Annotated in this window: 14 protein-coding genes; 8 read left to right on the top strand and 6 right to left on the bottom strand. The window is 72.6% G+C overall.

Features of this window, described 5'->3' with window-relative positions; genetic code table 11:
* Positions 1 to 51: 51 nt before the first annotated feature.
* On the bottom strand, positions 52 to 1,305 hold the full coding sequence (gene thrS / locus IE217_RS04590; RefSeq protein WP_229865018.1) for a threonine--tRNA ligase: 1,254 nt from the start codon (positions 1,303 to 1,305) through the stop codon (positions 52 to 54).
* Positions 1,306 to 1,633: 328 nt separating this feature from the next.
* Here thrS and IE217_RS04585 point away from each other — a divergent pair, with 328 nt between their 5' ends.
* The gene (locus tag IE217_RS04585) at positions 1,634 to 2,884 is read left to right on the top strand and encodes a hypothetical protein (protein WP_190176384.1); all 1,251 of its coding nucleotides are present in this window, start codon (positions 1,634 to 1,636) and stop codon (positions 2,882 to 2,884) included.
* Between the two features lie 25 nt (positions 2,885 to 2,909).
* Here IE217_RS04585 and IE217_RS04580 read toward each other — a convergent pair whose 3' ends face one another.
* Positions 2,910 to 4,253 (bottom strand): helix-turn-helix domain-containing protein, encoded by a 1,344-nt coding sequence (locus IE217_RS04580; protein ID WP_190176383.1) that lies wholly within the window; start codon positions 4,251 to 4,253, stop codon positions 2,910 to 2,912.
* A gap of 186 nt (positions 4,254 to 4,439) precedes the next feature.
* Between IE217_RS04580 and IE217_RS04575 the strand changes: the two genes are divergently transcribed.
* Positions 4,440 to 4,607 carry a hypothetical protein gene (locus IE217_RS04575; RefSeq protein WP_190176382.1) on the top strand — a complete coding sequence of 56 codons (168 nt, stop codon included), beginning with the start codon at positions 4,440 to 4,442 and terminating at the stop codon, positions 4,605 to 4,607.
* A 15-nt stretch (positions 4,608 to 4,622) separates the two neighbouring features.
* On the opposite strand, the gene IE217_RS04570 is transcribed toward IE217_RS04575, so the two are convergent.
* Positions 4,623 to 5,690, bottom strand: a complete 1,068-nt coding sequence (locus IE217_RS04570; RefSeq protein WP_190176381.1) for a hypothetical protein — start codon at positions 5,688 to 5,690, stop codon at positions 4,623 to 4,625.
* A gap of 571 nt (positions 5,691 to 6,261) precedes the next feature.
* Entirely contained in the window at positions 6,262 to 7,512 is a 1,251-nt protein-coding gene (locus IE217_RS04565) for a PP2C family protein-serine/threonine phosphatase (protein WP_373297960.1), read from the bottom strand.
* Between the two features lie 106 nt (positions 7,513 to 7,618).
* Here IE217_RS04565 and IE217_RS04560 point away from each other — a divergent pair, with 106 nt between their 5' ends.
* The 6 genes from IE217_RS04560 (at position 7,619) to IE217_RS04535 (ending at position 20,345) form a co-directional block, all read left to right on the top strand.
* On the top strand, positions 7,619 to 8,071 hold the full coding sequence (locus tag IE217_RS04560; RefSeq protein ID WP_190176380.1) for a hypothetical protein: 453 nt from the start codon (positions 7,619 to 7,621) through the stop codon (positions 8,069 to 8,071).
* 131 nt (positions 8,072 to 8,202) lie between these two features.
* On the top strand, positions 8,203 to 9,126 hold the full coding sequence (locus tag IE217_RS04555; protein ID WP_190176379.1) for a hypothetical protein: 924 nt from the start codon (positions 8,203 to 8,205) through the stop codon (positions 9,124 to 9,126).
* Between the two features lie 142 nt (positions 9,127 to 9,268).
* Positions 9,269 to 10,822, top strand: a complete 1,554-nt coding sequence (locus IE217_RS04550; RefSeq protein WP_190176378.1) for a VWA domain-containing protein — start codon at positions 9,269 to 9,271, stop codon at positions 10,820 to 10,822.
* Between the two features lie 169 nt (positions 10,823 to 10,991).
* Positions 10,992 to 12,710, top strand: coding sequence for a methionine--tRNA ligase (gene metG / locus IE217_RS04545; RefSeq protein WP_190176377.1), 1,719 nt, complete (start codon positions 10,992 to 10,994; stop codon positions 12,708 to 12,710).
* A 283-nt stretch (positions 12,711 to 12,993) separates the two neighbouring features.
* Positions 12,994 to 16,149 (top strand): DISARM system SNF2-like helicase DrmD, encoded by a 3,156-nt coding sequence (gene drmD, locus IE217_RS04540; RefSeq protein ID WP_229865017.1) that lies wholly within the window; start codon positions 12,994 to 12,996, stop codon positions 16,147 to 16,149.
* Positions 16,149 to 20,345 (top strand): Eco57I restriction-modification methylase domain-containing protein, encoded by a 4,197-nt coding sequence (locus IE217_RS04535; protein WP_190176375.1) that lies wholly within the window; start codon positions 16,149 to 16,151, stop codon positions 20,343 to 20,345. The genes drmD and IE217_RS04535 overlap by 1 nt, the downstream gene beginning before the upstream one ends.
* 60 nt (positions 20,346 to 20,405) lie before the next feature.
* Here IE217_RS04535 and IE217_RS04530 read toward each other — a convergent pair whose 3' ends face one another.
* Positions 20,406 to 20,618 (bottom strand): DUF397 domain-containing protein, encoded by a 213-nt coding sequence (locus IE217_RS04530; RefSeq protein ID WP_190176374.1) that lies wholly within the window; start codon positions 20,616 to 20,618, stop codon positions 20,406 to 20,408.
* Positions 20,615 to 21,490, bottom strand: a complete 876-nt coding sequence (locus IE217_RS04525; protein ID WP_190176373.1) for a helix-turn-helix domain-containing protein — start codon at positions 21,488 to 21,490, stop codon at positions 20,615 to 20,617. The genes IE217_RS04530 and IE217_RS04525 overlap by 4 nt, the downstream gene beginning before the upstream one ends.
* Between the last annotated feature and the right edge of the window lie 5 nt (positions 21,491 to 21,495).

The raw sequence follows: 21,495 nt of genomic DNA, 5'->3' as shown, positions 1-21,495 counted from the left end.
CGGGCTCCTTCCGCCGGGCCTCGGACGAACCTCGGCCGTCGTCCTCCGACCCTATGCTCCGGCCCACAGGCCGGTCCCGCGCGCCGCCACCCGGTCGCTGATCCGGCGCAGCAGTTCGGCCACCGGCACGGCGCCCGGCCGGCGCCCGTCCCGCAGCCGTACGGCGGCCAGGCCGTCCTGCGCCTCCCGCTCCCCGATCACCGCCTGGTACGGCACGAGCCGCGCCGCCCTGATCCGCGCGCCCAGGCTGCCCCGCTCCTGACCCGCGAACTCGGCCCGCAGCCCGGCCGCCAGGGCCTGCCGTACGACGTCCCCGGCCCGCTCCGCCTGCGCCTCGGACACCGGCAGGACGACCAGCTGCACGGGCGCCAGCCAGGCCGGGAAGGCCCCGCCGTGCCGCTCGATCAGGTGCGCCACGGCACGCTCCACGCTGCCGATGACGCTGCGGTGCACCATGACCGGCCGGTGCCTCGCGCCGTCGGCGCCGACGTAGCTCAGGCCGAAGCGCTCAGGCTGGTGGAAGTCGATCTGCACGGTGGACAGGGTGGACTCACGGCCGGCCCCGTCCGCGATCTGCACGTCGATCTTGGGCCCGTAGAAGGCCGCCTCGCCCTCCGCCTCCTCGTACGCCGTCCCGGAGCCGGCGAGGACCTCGCGCAGCAGCCCGGTGGCCCGCCGCCACAGCTCCGGGCCGGCCACGTACTTGCCGCCCTCGCCGGGCAGCGACAGGCGGTACCTGGCGGCCCGGATGCCGAGGTCGTCGTAGGCCCGGGCGATCAGGGCGAGGGCGGCGCGGGCCTCGTCGACGGCCTGGTCGAGGGTGCAGAAGACGTGGGCGTCGTTGAGGTGGATGGCGCGCACCCGGGTCAGCCCGCCGAGCACCCCGGACGGCTCGGAGCGGAACATGCCGCCGAGTTCGGCGATGCGCAGGGGCAGTTCGCGGTAACTGCGGGAGCGGGAGCGGTAGATGAGGGCGTGGTGCGGGCACAGGCTCGGGCGCAGCACGAGCTGTTCGGCGCCGCTCTCCATGGGCGGGTACATGTCGTCGCGGTAGTGCGCCCAGTGGCCGGAGGTCTCGTACAGCTCCACCTTGGCGAGTACGGGCGAGTACACGTGCCGGTACCCGGCGGCGCGCTCGGCCTCGCGGACGTACTCCTCCAGGGTGTGCCGTACGACGGCCCCGTCGGGCAGCCAGTAGGGCAGGCCGGCGCCGATCAGCGGGTCGGTGCCGAAGAGACCGAGCTCGCGGCCGAGGCGGCGGTGGTCGTGGGCGGCGGTGGGGCGGTGGTCCATGGGCTGGTCCATGGGATGGTCCTCCTCGCGGGGCGGGGTGGGCGAGGGGAGCCGGGGATCGGGAACGCGAAGAAGCCCCGGGGCGCTCGCCCCGGGGCTTGTTCGCTCAGCTCAGCTGTCAGCGCGCCGGGACACTCTCCGGCGTCGTCGTCATGAGGGACGGCAGGGCGCGCTTCATGCGGGGGACGGTAGCAACGCGTGACGCGTCCGGGCGAGCGGTTTTCCACGCGCCTCACCCGTACGGCCCGGCGCGCTGGTGGCCCCGGCGCCCCGATGGTGCCGTGGGAGGACCGGGCACCGCCCGCCCCCGTCCCCGCGGCCCGCGACACCTGGAGGCCCCATGACCCCTCACCCGGCCGCCCACACCCCCGGCACCCACGCGCACGCCGTCCGACTCGTCGGCGTCCGGGCCCTCTGCATCCGCGTCCTCGGAGGCTGGGCCCTCGGGGCCCGCGTCCTCTGCGGCTGGGCTCTCGGGGCCTTGGCGCTCGGCGTCCATGCCTCCTGCGCCCGCGCCCTCGGGATCCTGATGCCCGGCACCCACACCCTCCGCGCCCGCGCCCGCCGGGCCTGGGCATCCGGCGCTCGTGCCCTCCGCGTCCCGGCCCTCGGCGGCTGGGCCCTCGGGGCCTTGGCGCTCGGCGTCCAGGCCCTCCGCACCCGCGCCCCCGGGGCCCTGGCGCCCGGCGTCCAGGCCCTCCGCACCCGCGCCCCCGGGGCCCTGGCGCCCGGCGCCCACGCCCTCCGCACCCGCACCCGCACCCGCACCCGCACCCGCAGAGCCTCGGCATTCGGCGCTCGCGCCCTCGGTGTCCGTACCCCCGGCGTCCCTCTCCTCGTCGGATGTGTGCTCAGTGTGGTCGGGGTGCCGGTGCTGGCCGGGTGTTCGGGCGGGGCGGCGCGGCAGGCGGGCGGCGGCGCCCCGTCCGAGGCGGCCACCACGGCGGCGGCCGGGCCCGCTACCGCGGGTCCCGTCACCGTCCTCACCCCGGCGCAGGCCGCGGCGGCGCTGCTCACCGAGGCCGACCTCGGCGGCCCCTGGCAGCCGACGCAGGGCGCCGCGACCTGGCGGGACGGCATCCTCAAAGCGCGTACGACCGACACCGGATGCCAGCGCCTCCTCGACGCGCTCTACGCCGACGAACCCCTCGGCTCCCCGACCGCGACGCACGCCGTCACCGCCTTCGACGACCCCGACGACGCGGCCCAACTGCGCCAGCAGGTGCTCGCGCTGAAGGCGGCGGACGTCGACCGCGCCCTGGCCTGGCTGCGGACGCTGCCCCGCGCCTGCTCCCGGTTCACCGCGGCCACCACCGGCGCGGGCACGCAGGAGGTGACGGTCGAGGAACTCCCGCTGCCCGCCGTCGGAGACGCCCGCCAGGGACTGCGCGTGGTGTTCACCGGCCAGTCGCCGCAGGGCGATACGAACGCGCTCGCCGTGGAGATCGCGGCCGTACGGGTCGGCGACGACGCGATCACCGTCACCGACGGCGCCCTCGGCTCCCTGCCGGCGGACGCCACCGCCCAGGCGGCCCGCCTCGCCGCCGGGCGCCTGACGACGGTCCGCCAGCAGGCCCGCGCCCAGGCGTGAACACCCACGCCACGGATCCCGGCGGTCAGAGGAGCGGCTGGGCCGGGGCCGGGCCCAGTGTGGTGGTGCCGGGGGCCGTGCGGTGGCCGAGACCGGTCCGGTAGGCGTCCAGGGCCGCCTCCACCCGGCCGGTACGGCGCAGCAGATCGCCCAGCAGACGGCACAGGTCGGCCAGGTCACCGGCCGCGCCGGCCCGCTCCAGCAGGCTGAGCGCCCGTACGTAGTGCTCCTCGGCGGCCTCCGTGTCGCCGGCGTCCTCCGCGATGATGCCGAGCAGGCGGTGCGCGGCGGCCGCGTGGACCGCGCCCCGCTCGGGGGAGAGGTCCCCGAGGACCTGCCGCAGCAGCCCGGCCGCCTCCTCGGACATCCCGCGCCGGTGCAGCACGTCGGCGAGTTCGACGGCGACCTGACTGGTGTAGAGGGAGGCGCGCTTGGCGGTCAGCATGGCGAGGGCTTCGCGCAACTCCTGCTCCGCGCGCTCCAGTTCGCCGTTCTGCGCGCAGACGTACCCGCGCATCCAGTGACAGTTGGCGAGTTCGGTGCGCAGTTGCAGGGTGCGGTACAGCTCTGCGGCCTTGGCGAGCGAGGCGTCGGCCTCGGCGATCCGGCCCTCGGCGAGCAGCGTACGGGCGACCGACCGGTGCATCCGGGCCACCAGCGCCGGGTCGCCCGCCCGGGGCGCGAGGGCGAGGGCGAACTCGGCCGCCTGAGCCGCCCGCGCGTGCGCCCCCATGTCCATGTACGGTCCGATGACACCGGCGTACAGCAGGAGCAGCGCGTCCGGGTCGTGCAGTCCGGAGCGGTTGAGCTCGTCGAGGGTGGACTCGAAGAGGTAGACGGCGTAGCGCAGCTCCCCGGCCAGGTAGTGGGAGACGGCGCGGCCGCGCAGCGCGGGCACCCGGGCGGGCAGCGGCTCACCGGCGAGCACCTGCTCCGACCGCTCGAAGTACTCGCGTCCGGCGACCAGTTCACCCGTCTCCAGGGCGCACTCACCGAGCCCGAGCAGCGCCTCGGCCCGCACCTCGGCGAGCTCGTGCCGCTCCGCCTCCGCGAGCAGCCGGGCGTAGCTCTCGGCCGCCCGGCCGGCCTCGCCGGTGGCGAGCGTGCGCCGCGCCTCGGTCAGCCGCAGCCGCAGGTCGGTGGCGAGGTGGGCGGGGCGTCCGGTGGCCAGTTCCTCGAAGGCGACGCCGAGCCGTCCGGCGATGTGCCGCAGCGCCTCGTCGGAGGGCCGCACCCGGCCGGCCTCCAGCGTGGAGATGTACGCGGGCGTGTACGCGGGCTCGGCCAACTGCCGCTGGGTCAGGCCGCGTTCGCGGCGCAGCTGCTGCACCCTGCGCCCGATGGTCTCCGGGTCGTCCCGCTTCGGCATGCGCTTAATCATGCCAGTAAGCCGACTTACGCCGGTCCGCTCACCGACCGCCCGCCGGCACCGGACTTTCCGCCCGCAAGGCCCCCAACTCCCCCTGGCACACTTCCCGTTCGCGCCCCTTACCCCCTAGTTTGGTGAGCGCATAAGCGTGCTTAACCCATCACTGTCGTTGCGAGGTCGGTTGCCGTGCCCGGACGCACTGTCGCGCGCCATGGAAACAACTCCGCACGTTACGTCAGGGGATTCGGCGCGGCCGTGATAGCCGTGGCCGCGCTGATCACCGCTGCCAACGCGGGCCCGGCCCGCGCCGCGGACCCGGTCCCACCGGCCCAGCAGTCCGTACAGGCCCGCTGAGGTCTCCTTCCCGGATCAGGTCCCGGCCCCCTCCAGCCGGCGCAGCTGACGCCGTACGTCGTCCAGCGCGCCGCTCCGCCTGCCGGGCACCCGGCCGCGCAACTCCGCCAGCACCGCGCCGAGTTCGCGGGCCCGCACCGGGTCGCGCAACTGCCCCCACTGGTGGTGCGCCCGGTCGACGGCGGACTCGACCGCCGGGGCGTCGCGCTCCTGCCCCACCGCCAGCCGGGCGGCCGCCACGGTCAGCCAGGCACGGCAGCTACGGGCCGGATCGCCCGCGAGCATCGCCAGGTCGGCGCGGACCTCGGCCCAGTGCAGCGCCTCCTCGGAGGCGGGACCGTGCGTTTGCAGGGCCGTGCGCTCCCAGCGGGCGGCGAGCGCGTCGGCGTCCCCGTGCCGCCCGGAGCGCACGCAGGCCGCGATCGCGGCGTGCGGCTCGGTGGCCGGCCCGGGCCGCCGCGCGGTGAGCACCAGCCCGGGCGGCCCGTCCGCCTCGTCCATCCGGGCCAGCGCCTGCTCGTGCAGCTGCTCCGGGTGCGGCCGGTGCCCGCTGCGCAGGATGGTCGCCACCGCCTTCATGTACGCGGGCGTCCCCACCGCGCGCCGGCCCGGCGGCGGCGCGACCCTGCCGTACACGGCGACACCGGGGCCCGCGTCCAGGGTCCGCTCCCGCAGCCACCGCCAGCTCTCCGCGTCCGCGTGCAGGTCGGCCAGGATCGTGGTCGTGCCCTCCGGTCGCAGCCGCAGCTCCTCGCGCAGCCAGTGCCAGGGCAGGGCGGTGTAGCGGACGGTGGCCGGCGTGGTGCGGGCCAGCGCCAGATGGGGCAGGCGCTGGCGGCGGTCGAGGTGGAGCTGGCCGGTGACGAACAGGGTCAGCGGCCCGGGGGCCGCCGCGGCGGCCCGCAGCCTGGTGAGCACGGCCTGCGGCTCCAGCGGGTCGGCGAGTTCCACAACGGTCGCGGCGGCGGCGCCGGACAGCACGGAGGGTTCGACGGCGGCGAGCACCGGGAGCACGGAGGCGGCGTCCACCAGACGCCCCCGCCCCATCGGCGAGGCCGCGAGCAGCAGCACGGTTGCGGACATCGTCCCCCCGTCGGCGGTCCGGTCGGTCGTGTGCGCGCCCGACGCCTGCCGGCCGCCCGCGCACGTCAGCACCGTAACCGCTGCGGCCGGGGCACGGACGCCCACCCGCCGCCACCGTAGCCCCGCAACCCCCCGGCCGACACCCGCACCACCACCGCAGCCGTAGGCCCACCGGCGGACACCCACACCACAACCGCGACCCCACGCCCCCCGGCCGACACCCGCACCGCCACCGCAACCCCACGCCCCGGCCGACACCCGCACCGCCACCGCGACGCCACGCCCCCCGGCCAACACCCGCACCGCCTCCTCACCCGTGCCGGACCCCAGCCGACACCCGCACCACCACCCCAACCCCACGCCCCCGGCCGACACCCGCACTACCACCGCAATCCACGCCCCCGGCCGACACCCGCACCGCCTCCTCACCCGTGCCGGACCCCAGCACCACCCCAACCCCACGCCCCCGGCCGACACCCGAGCCAAGACCGCCACCCCACGCCGCCCGCCGGCGGGCATCCGCCTCGCCTCCTCCCCCGTGCCGGACCCTGTGCCGGACCCCGGCCGTGCCCTACGTCGTGCCGTCGCCCAGCCGGGGCCGGGGACGGGAGGCCGCCCCGGACTCCACCGGGGGACCCGCCGCCGTCCTGCGCACCGCGAAGATCGTGGTGTCGTCGCCGAGGCGCCCGCCGCAGTGGCGCAGCGTGCCGTCGCGCACGCGGGCCACCAGGCGGCGCGGCTCGGCGGTGCGCGCGTCGGCGGCGAGGGCGCGGGCCACCTCGCGGGCGAGCGGGTAGAACGCACCGGTGCCGTCCCGCGCCTCGGTCACGCCGTCGGTGAACAGCAGCAGGGTCTCCCCGGGCCCGAGCGCCGCCCGCTTCACCGGCGGCGGCCCGTGCGTGGAGAACTCCCCGAGGCCGAGCGGCAGCCCCTCGCCCGGCGGCAGCCGGCGCACGCCCCGCGGTCCCACGACCAGGGGAGGTTCGTGACCGAAGTTGACGACCCTGACCGCGCCCGGGTCGTCGTCCGGGAAGCCGATCAGCACGGCGGTGGCGAAGCGGTCCTCCTCGTCCCTGCCCATGGCCATGGCGTGCTCCCGGTGCCGGACCATGCGCGACTCCAGGCGCTCGGCGACCGCAGTCAGGTCCCGTTCGTGGTAGCCGGCCTCGCGGAAGGTACCGAGCAGCGCGGCCGCCGCCTCCACCGCGCCGAGCCCCTTGCCCTGCACGTCACCGACGAGGACGCGCGTGCCGGCCGGGCCGGGCTGGATGTCGTAGAAGTCCCCGCCGATTCGGGCGTCGGAGTCCGCGGCCAGGTACACGCCCGCGTGGTCCAGCCCGCCCCAGCCGGGCGGCAGCGGGCGCAGCACGGCACGGCGCGTGGTCGCCGCCACGTCCTGCATGTGCAGCATCAGCCGCTCCCCGCGCACCCGCACCGCGCACGCCAGCACGGCGAGCGCGCCGCCCGCGGCGACGAGGATGAAGTCGGGGACGCCGGTGCGGTACTGGTGCGGCCAGGACGCGTCCACCACGTAGTACGTGGCGAGGGACAGCGCGGCGAAGACCGCGGTCGTCCACACCGCGCAGATCGCCGCGGAGATGCCGGGCACCAGCACGATCCAGGAGATGACCCGGAACTCTCCGCCGGTGTTCCAGTCCAGGACGGCGATGCCGACGAGCAGCAGCAGCGGCGGCATCCAGGCGACGCTGCGTCCCCGCACCCGCAGCAGCGGATGGCGCCGCCCGGCACCCCGGCGGCCGGCCCGCTGGTACCCGTCGAACCGTTCCTGCCCCCCGATCCCGCCGTCGCTCACGACCCTCAGCACAGCACAGGCGGCCACCGCACGCATCCGGGTCCCCAGCACTTGCCAGGGCCCCTTCCCAGGTGTGCTCTGGTAGGCGGAGGCGACGAGAGGAAGGAGCGCTCCCATGGCTCACGCGGCACCCGTGACCGCGGCCGTCACCACCCGTGGCACCCGCACCCGTCACCGCCCGCCCGACATCTTCAGTCCGCGCGCCCACGCGATCGGCCGATGGGTACTGCCCTTCGCCATCGGCCTGATCTACGGCTACTGGGCCGCGGCCATCCGGCGCAGCGGCGGCCCGATCACCGGCTGGAACCTCGCCTTCGGCTTCATCACCGCGATCGTGTTCACGCTGGTCACGGTCGGCGTCCTGCGCCTGGGCCCGCGCCTTCCGCGCGAACTGCACGCGCTGCTGTGGTTCGCCTACATCGGCATCGTGTTCGGCTTCCTCTACAGCCAGAGCGGCGAGACGGTGCTGCTGGCCACCGGCCTGTCACTGGGCCTCGGCGCGATCGCCGGCCTCATCTGCTTCTACTGGGCCTACACGCACGAGGACGCCGAGGGCCACCACATCTGACGCACCCCCTCTCCCGGCGGGCCGGATCCCCGGCCCGCCGCCGCCGTGCGCGCACCGGCACGGCCGTGGGTCATCACCCGATTGCCGTCCCCCCGCTGGCACAGGCTTCCGAGCGGGCATTGCCTGAGGGTGTGTCCCGACGCCTGCGCAGCGGCCTGTCGGCCGTGCTGACCACCTTCTCGTGCCTGCTCGTGCCGTTCAGCGCGCTGTCGGCGTGGGCGGCGTACGGCCTCGCCGACACCGGCCGCTACGTCACCACGATGGCGCCGCTCGCCCACGACCCGGACGTACGGGAGGCGATCGCGGACACGGTGGGGGACGGGATCATGGACGAGATCGACCACCAGATGGACATCCGCGTCACCCGCGGCACCGTCGCCCCCTTCGTGCACGACGCGGTGCGATCCTTCACCCAGACCGCGGCCTTCCGCACGGCCTGGAACGAGGGCAACCGGGCCGCGCACGACGCCGTGCTGCGCGCCCTGCGCGAAGGGGACGACGACCGCGACCGCCCGGTCACCGTCGACCTCGCCCCGGTCACCGCGCAGGTCAAGGCCCAGCTCACCGAGGACCACGTACCGCTCGCCGCCCGCATTCCCGTCGAGCACACCGAGGTCGCCCTGCTCCCGGCCCAGGACCTGGGCCGCCTGCGGAAGGGATTCGACGTGCTCGAGGTGGCCGGATTCTGGCTCCCCGTCGCCGCGGTCGCGTTCGCCGTCGCCGGCATCGCGCTGGCCGCCTGCCGCCGCCGGGCGCTCACCGCGACCGCGCTCGGCACCGCGCTCGGCGGCGCCCTGCTCGTCCTCGCCCTCGCCGTGGGCCGCGGCCTGACCCTCGCCGGACTGCCCGACGAGGTCTCCCACCCTGCCGTGGGCGCCGTCTACGACGCCCTCACCGCCACCCTGCGCACGGCGTCCTGGATCCTGGTGGGCCTCGGCCTGACGGTCGCCGCGCTCACCTGGCTCACCGGCCGCGTGACCCGCCGGCGCCGCCCCAACGGGCCGGCCCCGACGTCCCAGCCCCAGCCGCAGCCCCCGACGAGCGTCGAGGCCTGACCGGCGAGGTTCTCGCCCAGGCAGGACACGGTACGGCCACCGTCCTTCTCCCCTGCCCAAGATCGCCACTCGGGGCCGCTAACCTTACGTGTCCGTCCTGGCCAGGGATCGACGGGATCAACTCACGCGAAGGGTTGCGCACATGGGCATTCTCACTCGCCTGCGGAACGCGTTCGGCCGGTCACGCAAGGGGCGTGCCGCCGAAGCAGAGGGTGCGGAACAGGTTCCGACCCAGGAACCGGCCCCGGCCGCGGAGCCCGTGGCACGGCGCTCCGAGCCGAAGGTGCCGTCCCCCTCCCCGTCCCCCGAGCCCCCGGCGAGCGTCCACGTCCCGGACCCGCGCACGGAGCACGAGCTGGTCTCGGCGGCCTTCGACAACATCACGGTCCCCCAGCCGTCAAGGCCGGTGGAACCGACAGAACCGCCGGAGCCGGCAGCGAAGAAGCCCACGGCAGCCCCGGAACCACCGGTAACGACGGAACCGGAAGCACCGGCGACGAATGCGCCAGTCGCAGAGGAGCCGGAAGCACAGGCGGCGGAGCCAATCGCGGAAGCACCGGTCACGGAACAGCCGGAAGCACAGGCGGCGGAGCCAATCGCGGAAGCACCGGTCACGGAACAGCCGGAAGCACAGGCGGCGGAGCCGATCGCGGACGCGCCAGTCGCAGAGGAGCCGGAAGCACCGGCGGCGGAGGAGCCGATCGCGGAGGAGCCGGAAGCACCGGCAGCCGACACCCCGCCGGCCCCGGCGGCGGAGGAACCGCCGGCCCCGGCGGCGGAGGAACCGGCGGAGCCGGCGGCGGAGAAGCCGGCGGCACCCGCGGTCCACGAACCGCAAGCCGCCGACGGCGAGGCACCCCCGCAGGGGCCACCCGCACCCGACGACGAATCCCGCACGGGTGGTGCGGGTGGGAACGACACCCCGGCCGAAGGCGAAGCCGAGGCCGAGGCCGAGCAGCCCGCACCGCCGGCCACCGCGCCGTCGGCCACCGCACCGCCGGCCACCGCACCGCCGGCCACCGCCCCCACGGCGAAGCCGGCCCTCACCCTGGCGAGGGTCAAGGCCGGCGCCCCCGGCCTGACCGCCGCCTACAAGGCAGCCACCGCCGCCCTGAAGAAGTACGACCTCACCGGCACCCGTGCCAAGGTCCACCTGGTCCTCGACCGCTCCGCCTCCATGCGCCCGTACTACAAGGACGGCTCCGCCCAGGCCCTGGCCGAACAGACCCTCGCCCTCGCCGCCCACCTCGACCCCGAGGCGGCGGTCCAGGTCACCTTCTTCTCCACGGACGTGGACGGCACCGCCGAACTCACCCTCACCGACCACGAGAACAAGGTCGACGAGGTCCACGCCACCCTGGGCCGCATGGGCCGTACGAGCTACCACGCGGCGGTCGAGGCGGTCCTCGCACACCACGAGAAGACCAGCCCCGGCGACCCCGTACTGGTGATCTTCCAGACGGACGGCGCCCCCGACGCCAAGACCCCCGCCACCCAGGCCCTCACCGACGCGGCGAAGAACCACCCCACCGTGTTCTTCTCCTTCGTCGCCTTCGGCGAGCACGACAACAAGGCCTTCGACTACCTGCGGAAGCTGAAGACCGGCAACGCCTCCTTCTTCCACGCCGGCCCCACCCCCCGCGAGCTCACGGACAAGGAGCTCTACGAGGGCGTGCTCGCGGCCTGGCGCCCGTAGCGCACCGCTCCCGCCGTACGGCGTCCCGCGCCGCCCGCTTCCCAGCCCGTAAAACGGGAAGCGGGCGGCGTACCCGTGTCGGCTACGATTTCAAGGTTCGTAGACGAATCGGACGGCCGGGAGAACCCGCCCGGCGTCACCCCGCGTAGCGACTTGGGAGCAGCCCGCGATGGCTCGACACCTCATCACCAGCGCCCTTCCGTACATCAACGGGATCAAGCACCTGGGCAACATGGTGGGGTCCATGCTCCCGGCGGACGTGTACGCGCGCTACCTGCGCCAGCGCGGCCACGACGTGCTGTACATCTGCGCGACCGACGAGCACGGCACCCCGGCGGAACTGGCCGCCAAGGAGCAGGGCCTGCCGGTCGACGAGTTCTGCGCGCAGGCGCACGACGCGCAGAAGGCGGTCTACGACGGCTTCGCGCTGGCCTTCGACTACTTCGGCCGCAGCTCCTCCGCCGAGAACGTGGAGATCACCCAGCACTTCGCCCGCAGGCTCAACGAGAACGGCTTCATCGAGGAGCGCGCGATCCGCCAGGTCTACAGCCCGGCCGACGGACGCTTCCTGCCGGACCGCTACGTCGAGGGAACCTGCCCGCACTGCGGCTACGACAAGGCGCGCGGCGACCAGTGCGAGAACTGCACCCGGGTGCTGGACCCGACCGACCTGATCAACCCGCGCTCGGCGATCTCCGGCTCCACGGAGCTGGAGGTGCGCGAGACCAAGCACCTGTTCCTGCTGCAGTCCAAGCTCCAGCACGAGGTCGAGGAGTGGGTGGCGCGCCACGAGGCGCAGTGGCCGCAGCTGGCCTCCTCCATCGCCCGCAAGTGGCTGAACGAGGGCCTGCACGACCGCGCGATCACGCGCGACCTGGACTGGGGCGTCCCGGTGCCCACGGACACCTGGCCGGAGCTGGCGGCCGAGGGCAAGGTCTTCTACGTCTGGTTCGACGCACCGATCGAGTACATCGGCGCGACGAAGGAGTGGGCCGACCAGGACCCGGCCCACCGCGACTGGAAGTCGTGGTGGTACGACGTCGACGACGAGGTCCGCTACACGGAGTTCATGGCGAAGGACAACGTCCCCTTCCACACCGTGATGTTCCCGGCCACCGAGCTGGGCGTGCGCGAGCCGTGGAAGAAGGTCGACTACGTCAAGGCGTTCAACTGGCTGACGTACTACGGCGGCAAGTTCTCCACCTCCCAGAAGCGTGGCGTCTTCACCGACCAGGCTCTGGAGATTCTCCCGGCGGACTACTGGCGCTACTTCCTCATCGCCAACGCCCCCGAGTCCGACGACTCGTCCTTCACCTGGGAGCACTTCACGGCCACGGTGAACAAGGACCTGGCCGACACTCTGGGCAACTTCGTCAACCGCGTCCTGTCCTTCTCCCGCAAGCGCTTCGGCGAGGAGGTCCCGGCGGGCAGCGAGCCCGGCGAGGCGGAGACGCGGCTCGGCGAGGAGATCGCCCGTCTCCTCGCCGAGTACGAGGAGCACATGGAGGCCCTCCAGTTCCGCAAGGCGGCCGCCGCCCTGCGCGCCCTGTGGTCGGCGGGCAACTCCTACCTCGAGGAGAAGGCCCCCTGGCTGGAGATCAAGACGGACAAGGACGGCGCGGCGCTCACCCTGCGCACCGCGATGAACCTGATCCACCTCTACGCGGTCGTCTCCGAGCCCTTCATCCCGGCGACGGCGAAGGCGATGCGCACCGCGCTCTCCCTCCAGGACGACACGGCGACCTGGGTGAGCGCGGACGAGGCGAGGTCCCTGGACTCCGTCCCGGCCGGCACCCCCTTCACCGTGCCCCCGGTCCTCTTCGCCAAGCTCACGGACGAGGACCTGGAGACCTACAAGGAGCGCTTCGGCGGCGATCCGCAGGCGTGACCCGGCCCGCACCCACCGCCCGCCCCGCTCCCGGCCAGCCGGAAGCGGGGCGCGTTCATGCCTGCGGGCACTGCCGCATCTCATGATCTGTCCGATCCGCTCCGTTGGGGCGTTCCCCGCCCACCACGCACCTAGACTTTTACGACCGCCGGGGAAGGGGATGTCCGTGAAAGCTGCGGGGACGAACGAGATGGCCGCACAATCGGCGAAGGCGGATCCGAAGCCGTCGAGTACACCGGTGCCGGCACCCGGGCAGCGCGTCACGGTTCGCCACCGTCCTTGGATGGTCACCGACATCCTCGGCTCCACCGCCGCCAGTGATGACCCCGCCCGTGCCGCGCAAGCTGCTCCCAGCCACCTGATCACCCTGTCCTCGCTGGAGAGCGACGGCCGGGACGAGGAACTGCGGGTGGTCTGGGAGCTGGAGCAGGCCACGGACGTCCACGACCAGTACGAGCTGCCTTCGCCGAAGAGCGGCTTCGACGATCCTGGACGCCTGGACGCCTTCCTGGACGCGGTGCGCTGGGGTGCCATCGCCTCCGCCGACAAGACGGCCCTCCAGGCACCGTTCCGCTCGGGTGTCGAGATCCAGGACTACCAGCTGGACCCGGTGGTCCGCGCCCTGTCCATGCCGCGCACGAACCTGCTGATCGCCGACGACGTCGGCCTGGGCAAGACGGTCGAGGCCGGTCTGGTGATGCAGGAGCTGATGCTGCGCCACCGCGCCCGCTCCATGCTGATCGTCTGCCCCGCCGGCCTGACGCTCCAGTGGCGGGACGAGATGCGCGACAAGTTCGGTCTGGACTTCCGCATCGTCAACACGCGAATGCTGCGGGAGTTGCGCCGCTCGGCCGGGCTGTACGCCAACCCGTGGACCCACCACCCGCGCCTGATCGTCTCCATCGACTGGCTCAAGCGCGAACGCCCGCTTCGCATGCTGCGGGAACTGCTGCCGCCGGTGCCGGAGTACCCGCGCGCGTTCGACCTGCTGGTGGTGGACGAGGTGCACACCTGCGCGCCCTCCGGCACGGGCAAGTACGCGGTGGACTCGCAGCGCACCCGGGCCGTGAAGCTGCTCGCGCCGCACTGCGAGCACCGCCTCTTCCTCTCCGCGACCCCGCACAACGGTTACCTGGAGTCCTTCACCGCGCTCCTGGAGCTCCTCGACGACCACCGGTTCGCCCGTGGCGTCAAGCCGTCCGAGGAGCAACTGCGCAGGGTGATGGTGCGCCGCATGAAGTCCGACCTTCCGCCCCTGTGGAACGGCAAGCCGCGCTTCCCCCGGCGGGTGCCGCACGCGCTGGAGGTCGACTACAGCGACTCGGCGCGGGAGGCGTACGCGAAGCTGGCGGAGTACGCGCGCTCGCGTCGCGACGGGCAGGGAGAGGGGAAGGCCGGCCAGACGGCCGCCGACTTCGTGACCACCCTGCTGAAGAAGCGCTTCCTGTCGTCACCGAAGGCATTCGCGGAGACGATCAGCACCCACCTGAAGACGATGACGTCACGCCCCGAAGTGCCCGCGCACGAACCGGCCCCGAGCGTACGGGTGCTGCGACCTCTGATCGACGGGGTCGAGGAGGCCGAGGAGGAGAGCGAGCAGGAGCAGGCCGAGGCGGCGGCCCGCGCTCTTACCGCGGCCCGCCAGGCCATGCGTCCGCTCTCCGAGCGCGAGCACACGCTGCTCAAGGAGCTCGACGCCTGGGCCGTGGACGCCGGGAAGCGGCCGGACGCCAAGTTCGCCCGCTTCCGGGAGTGGCTGGACGGCATCGTCTGCCCCGACGGCCCGCTGGGCGACTGGGAGCCGGAGCGGGTGATCGTCTTCACCGAGTACCGCGACACCCAGCGCTGGCTGTACGGGCAGCTGATCGCCGCCGGATACCCGGCGGAGCGGATCGCGCAGCTCTATGGCGGCCAGGACCAGGAGGAGCGGGAGCAGGTCAAGCAGGTCTTCCAGGAGAGCCCCGACCTGTCCCCGGTCCGTATCCTCCTCGGCACCGACGCGGCCAGCGAGGGCATCAACCTCCAGGCGCACTGCCACCGGGTGCTGCACTGGGAGATCCCGTGGAACCCGAACCGGCTGGAGCAGCGCAACGGCCGGGTGGACCGGCACGGGCAGAAGGCCGACCAGGTGGACGTGTACCACTTCGTGCCGCGCGGCTGGCAGGGCTTCGACCCGGCCCACGACCACCACACGGACTCCGGCTACGAGGACGGCGCCCTGGAGGACGAGCTGCACTTCCTCGCCGTCGCCGCCCGCAAGACCGAGCGCATCCGCGAGGACCTCGGCAGCGCGGGGGAGGTGATCGCCTCCCAGGTCGAGCAGAAGATGCTGGGGCGGCGTTCGAGCTGGACCACCGCCGACGCCGAGATCACCAAGCGGTCGGGCAAGGCCGTCCTGAAGGTCGAACGCGACCTGGCCCGTGACCTGGAACGCCTGGTGGACGCCCTGACGGACAGCCGTCAGCAGTTGCACCTGCACCCGGAGACCGTGGAACGGGTCGTCCGCACGGGCCTGCTGCTCGCCCACCGCAAGGACCTCATCGAGGTCCCCGACCCGCAGCCCGACCGGGGCGCCCGCTGCTTCCGCCTGCCAGAGCTGCCCGGCGCCTGGGCGCGGGCCCGCAACGACGGCCTGCGCCACCCTCTCACCGGCAAGGAGCGCCCGGTCGTCTTCGACGAGGCGGAGGCCCGCGACCGCACCGACGTGGTCCACATGCACCTGGGCCACCGCCTGGTCCAGATGTGCCTGCGGCTGCTGCGGGCGGAGCTGTGGTCGAGCGGCGCCGGGGCGCGTCTGTCCCGGGTGACGGCCCGGGTCGTGCCGGACGGTGCGCTGCGCCAGCCGGCGGTGGTCGCGCACGGCCGTGTGGTCATCACCGGCAGCGGCGGAACCCGGCTGCACGAGGAGGTCATCACGGCCGGCGGGCTGATCGAGGGCGGCAGGTTCGCCGCAGGGAGGATGGAGGAGGTCGACGCGTGGCTGGCCGAGGCCACGGAGGAGCTGCCGGCCGAGAGCGTCCTCACCGAGCTGACCGAACTCTGGTCCCAGTTGGAGAAGCGTCTCGCGCGCGCCCTGAACACCAGGGCGAACCGCCGCTTCCGCTCCCTTGAATCCGTGCTCGCCGAACGCTGCGAGCAGGAGGTCGAGGGCATGCGCGCGGTCCTGGAGGACCTGGGCCGCTCGATCCGGGCGCGCCTCGACAACACCGGGTACTGGCAGCAGGAGTCACTCTTCGACGTCGACGACGAGCGCCGCCAGCTGCGCGCCGACCGCGAGGCGCTCGTGGAGCGGCTGCGAAGGCTGCCCGAGGTGACGGAGACGGAGACGGCCGCGCTGCGCCGCCGCTGGTCCGATCCCTCGCCCCGCTGGTTCCCGGTCGCCGTGACCTTCCTCGTCCCCCGCTCCCTCTCCGCCACCGCCCGCCAGGAGAACCGCTGATGCCGCCCGCCGCCCGCACCGCCAGGAAGGTCCCGCCCAAGGGCTCGGTCCCCACCCCCTCCGAGCAGCACGAGGACTGGCTCCGGCTGCTGCGCCCCGACGGCCCGTTCGTCTCGCTACCGGTGCTGGTCGGCGCGTTCCCCCAGGGCCTCGACACGATCCCGCCGGAGACGTGGGAGCGGCTGCGGCAGGCCTGGGCGGAGGTCCGGGAGGACCCGGCGCTGCTGCGCTCCGCGTGGGAGACGTTCGTCCTGGCGGAACTGCTGGGCTGGCGGGCGCCCGGCCTGCGCGAGGGCGCGGCGGTCCCCGAGTCACTGCGCGCCGGCGCGAACACGCCCGACGCGGTCCTGGTCGGCCCCGGCCGCTCCGGCGGCCTGGCCCCGCGCGCCCTGTTCTTCCGCACGGATGACTGGGAGGGCCCCCTCAACCGCCCGCGCGGCGACCAGCCCGGCCTCGCCGACCGGGCGGCCGAGCTGTGCCGCGCCCGCGAGGTGCCGCTCGCCCTGCTGACGAACGGCCGCGAGTGGGCCCTGGTGCACGCCCGCCCGAAGGAAGCGACGACCATCGCCGTCTTCGACGCGGACCTGTGGACCGAGGAGCCGATCCTCGCCCGCGCCTTCACGAGTCTGCTCACCGCGAGCCGCGTGATCCGCCCGCCGCTGGACGCGGAGGGCAGGCCGACCGACTCCACGGCGGGCCTGTTCGCCCGCACCGCCGACGCCCAGTCCGAGGTCACCGACACCCTGGGCCGCCAGGTGCGCGAGGCGGTGTCCCTGCTGGTGGCCGAAGTGTCCCGGCTGGACCGCGAGTCGGGCGGCGACCTGCTGCGGGGCGTACCGGCCAAGCAGGTCTACGAGGGCGCGCTCACCGTCATGATGCGCCTCGTCTTCCTCCTCTACGCCGAGGAGCAGCGCCTGCTGCCCTCCGGCGACGAGCTGTACGACGCCTCCTACGCCGTCGGCCCCCTCCACGACGAGCTGGCGAAGGCGCAGAGCCTGCACGGCGACGAGCTGGGCGACCGGGTCGAGGCGACCTGGCCGCGCCTGCTCGCCGTGTTCGCCGCGATCCACGGCGGCAGCACGCACGACCAGCTGTGGATCCCGCCGTACGGCGGCTCCCTCTTCGACCCGTCCCGCTTCCCCTGGCTGGTCCCGGCCAAGGTGACGGACCGGGTGGTGTACGAGATCCTCGACGCCCTCCTCACCCTGCGCGCCCGCAAGGGCTTCAAGGGCAAGGAGCGCCTGTCGTACAAGGGCCTGGACGTCGAGCAGATCGGCCACGTCTACGAGGGCCTGCTGGAGTACGGCTGCCACTGGGCCGAGGAACCGTACGTCGGCGTCTCCTTCGGCCGGGACCGGAAGTACGAGGCGGTCCTGCCGCTGGCCCGCCTGGAGGAGTGGTCGGCGGCCGGGACGCTCGCCGACCAGGTGGCGGCGGCGGCCGGTACGAAGCCGGCCACGGTGGAGGCGGCGCAGGCCAGGTCCGGCACGGTGACGGTCGAGCTGGAGACGGCGTGCGGCAGCGACCCGGCCCTCGTCGAGCGGGCGGCTGCCTTCTCCGGCCTGTACGGCACCGACCTGCGCGGCGAGCCGAAGGTGTGGCCGGCGGGCTCGGTCATCATGGTCCGCTCCGGAAACCGCCGTGACACCGGCACGCACTACACGCCGAAGGCGCTGGCGGAGGAGGTCGTGGAGCACACGCTGGCCCCGCTGTGCTTCTCGCCCGGTCCCGCAGAGGGCGCGGATCCCGGTGTCTGGCGGCCGAAGAAGGCCGAGGAGCTGCTGAAGCTGCGGGTACTGGACCCGGCGATGGGTTCGGGGGCGTTCCTGGTGTCGGCGTGCCGGTACCTGTCGGACCGGGTGGTGGACGCCTGGCTCCGGGAGCCGGAACTCCCGCCGGAGATCGCGCGGGACGTGGACCGCGACGACCACGAGCAACTGCACCAGATCGCACGGCGGTTGGTGGCCGACCAGTGCCTGTACGGCGTCGACCGCGACCCCATGGCGGTGGAGCTGGCCAAGCTGTCGCTGTGGCTGGTGACCCTGGCGAAGGGGCGGCCGTTCTCGTTCCTGGACCACGCGCTGCGGTGCGGGGACTCGCTGGTCGGCGTGATCGACGTGCGCCAGGTCCGGCAGTTCCATCTGGACTGGCAGGACCGGCAGTTGAGCCCCGAGGTCGCGCGGGCGCTGGAGAACACGGAGTCACTGCTGTCGCGTGCGGCCGAACTGCGGCGGCAGATCGAGTCGACGGCGGTCACGGACATCCGGGTCGTCCGCGACAAGGCCGAGCTGCTGGCGAAGGCGGGGGCCCTGAGCGGCAAGCTGCGGCTCGCGGCGGACGCGGTGGTCGGCGCCGCGCTGGCCGCCGAGGGCATCTCCGACGAGGAGGCGTCCGAGATCTCCGGCGAGGAGAACGCGGGCGGGGCGCGGGGGGCCGCACGGTTCCGCGACGCCAAGGAGGACGCGAAGAGCCGGGCGTACCGGTACCGGCTGGAGGCGGTGGCGGGGCTGGTCGCCACGGCTCTGGGGGAGGAGGACGAGTTTGCGGCCGAGGCCGCGGCTGAGCAGGCGCGGGAGATCGTGGAGGGGTGGCTGAAGGGGCCTCGGGCGGAGGCGGTCCGGCCGCTGCACTGGCCGTTGGAGTTTCCTGAGGTTATGAGGGTGGGGGGAGCTGCTGGGTTTGATGCGGTGGTGGGGAATCCGCCGTTTGTGGGTGGACGGATGCTCACAGGCGCAGTCGGTGGTGACTACCGCGAGTACCTCGTCAACCGTATCGGTAATGGCGTACGTGGCGGAGCTGACCTCTGCGCTTACTTCCTGCTACGCAATCTCACCCTAGCCCCGGGTAGGCGAACAGGGATCATCGCAACTAATTCGCTCGCACAGAATCAGAATCGCGAGGTCAGCCTCGATCAAGCCACTGACGCTGGCTGGTCGATCTACAGGGCAATCAAGTCTAGGCCATGGCCCGGAACAGCCGCACTCGAAGTGTCACTGGTGTGGCTGGGACCACGCGTCGATGACGAGACCGTCATTCTGGATGGCAATCCGGTGCAGGGCATCACGCCTGGGCTGGACAGAGCTTCTCGGGTAAGCGGCAAGCCGTATGCTCTTGCCGCAAACGAGGACCAGTCTTTCCAGGGATCGATCGTCCTGGGGAAGGGGTTTGTCTTGTCCCCCGAGACTGCTCGGGATCTCATCGAACAGGACCAACGCAATCACGACGTACTCTTCCCGTACCTCAACGGCGACGATCTCAACTCTCGCCCCGATTTTTCAGCAAGCCGCTGGGTGATCAACTTTCACGACTGGCCCGAGGAACGGGCTCGTGAGTATCCAGCCGCGTACGAGATTCTGGAGCGGGATGTAAAGCCCGTCCGACAACGCCGAAACTCGGATGGGACGTTCGCTTTGCGAAAACCACTTCCCCAGCGGTGGTGGCAGTACGCAGACAAGAGGCCGATGCTTACACTGCTAATGTCGGGCCTCGAGCGAGTCAACGCAATTGCACGCGTGAGCAAGGCGGCAGTGCCCGTAAGACTATCAACTGCACAGGTCATGAGCGAGCAAGTGGTCGTGTTTCCGACAGACTCGACCGGTGAACTTAGCCTCCTGTCGAGCGCCGCACACCTAGCATGGGTTCTAAAATGGGGCTCCACGCATGAGACTCGAATCCGCTACACGCCTGCGGACGTCTACGAAAACTTCCCGAAGCCTAAGGAAATCAATAGCCTCGCAGCTTCAGGAGTTGACCTGGAATCCGCCCAGCGCGCCGCCATGTCTTCACGGGAGATCGGTCTGACTAATCTGTACAATCTCGTCCACGACGAGACCGAATCAGAGGCTGATATTCGAGCCATTCGTGAAGCCCACATTGCAGTCGACGAAGCCGTAGTCCACGCCTACGGCTGGACCGATCTCGACCTCAGGCACGGATTCCACAGCACGCCTAAGGGTATTCGCTTCACCATCGCATCAGATATCCAAACCGAGATCCTGGACCGGCTCCTTGAGCTGAACCACGCTCGCTACAAGGAAGAGGTGGAGAAGGGCCTGCACACACCCGAGGCCAAGCGGCGGCGGGCTGCCGCTCGTAAGGCTAAGGCGAAGGCTCGGGCCGCCAAGCGCAACTCCAGCGCCGCTCCAGACGGCTTCGACGACGGCGCGCTGTTCGGCCAGCCCGACGCACTCTTCTGAGCAGTACGGCAATGCCCCGCGTCCGGTGACCACCAGGCGCGGGGCATGTCAGTCGAGGGGTCAGCTCCCGAACGTGTACGCCACGAAGTTCGCCCAAGCCTCCGGAGCGAGCGCGAGGCGAGGGCTGGCGTCCCGGTACTTGGAGTCACGGATGTGGATGGTGCCGGGGGAAGTAGCGATCTCGACGCAAGACTCGCCGTCGGTGCCACCGCTGTAGCTGCTCTTGAACCACGCCAGTTCAGAGGCGTCCCCGGCTGAGGTCTTGTGGATCATGTGTCTCCCAGCAGTCGCTCGATGAAGGCCAGCGACTCCCTCGATGAGAGAGCCTGCGCCCGGATGGTGCCATACCGCAGCTCGAGAATACGTAGCTGCTTCGGGTCAGTGATCGGCCGCCCGTTGAACGCACCGTCAGAACGACCGGCTGCCGTACCGACCGGGAACTTCAGCAGCTCGATCCTGCCGTCCAGTCCGGGATGGGGCTCGGTGTTCGTCGGCATGACCTGAAGCGTGACGTAGTGCAACCGCCCCACCTCCAACAGACGTTCGAGCTGCTGCCGCCACACCATTGTGCCCCCAACCTGCCGACGTAGCGGGGCCTCTTCCAGCACGAAGTGGATCGACGGCGCCGGATCCCGGTCGAAGACCGATTGCCGAGCCAGCCGAGCGGCCACCATGCGCTCCACATCGTCCAGTGAGTAGGGCGGCTGCGCTGCCTTGATGACCGCCCGAGCGTGCTCCGGTGTCTGCAACAGACCGGCGATGATGTTGGACTCGTACACCCCGATCTCAACCGCCCGCGCCTCCATGTCCGCCAAGTCCCGCACCCTCTTCGGATACCGGACCTTGGCCACGTCCTCCTTCATCGCGGCGAGCAGCCCGCCCGCCCCCAACACCTCGTCCGCCCTGTCCAGATACTCGGGCCGGGGAATCCTCTTTCCGCTCTCGATCTTGTAGACGAGGTCCTCGCCGTACCCCACGGCCTTGCCGAACTCGCCGGCGCGCATCCCCACCGCTTCCCGCCGCAGCTTCAACTGCCGCCCCACGGTGGCGACGACGGCCACGCCCCACTCGTCGTCCGGGTCCACCTCCCACCCCGGCTCGTCAGCCTCGGTCCTCAGCTGCCGAACCTCGCCGTCCACCGACATGCGCG

The organism is Streptomyces naganishii JCM 4654, assembly GCF_014650575.1.
Classification (GTDB): domain Bacteria; phylum Actinomycetota; class Actinomycetes; order Streptomycetales; family Streptomycetaceae; genus Streptomyces; species Streptomyces naganishii.
This window is presented reverse-complemented; position numbering and strand designations above follow the sequence as displayed.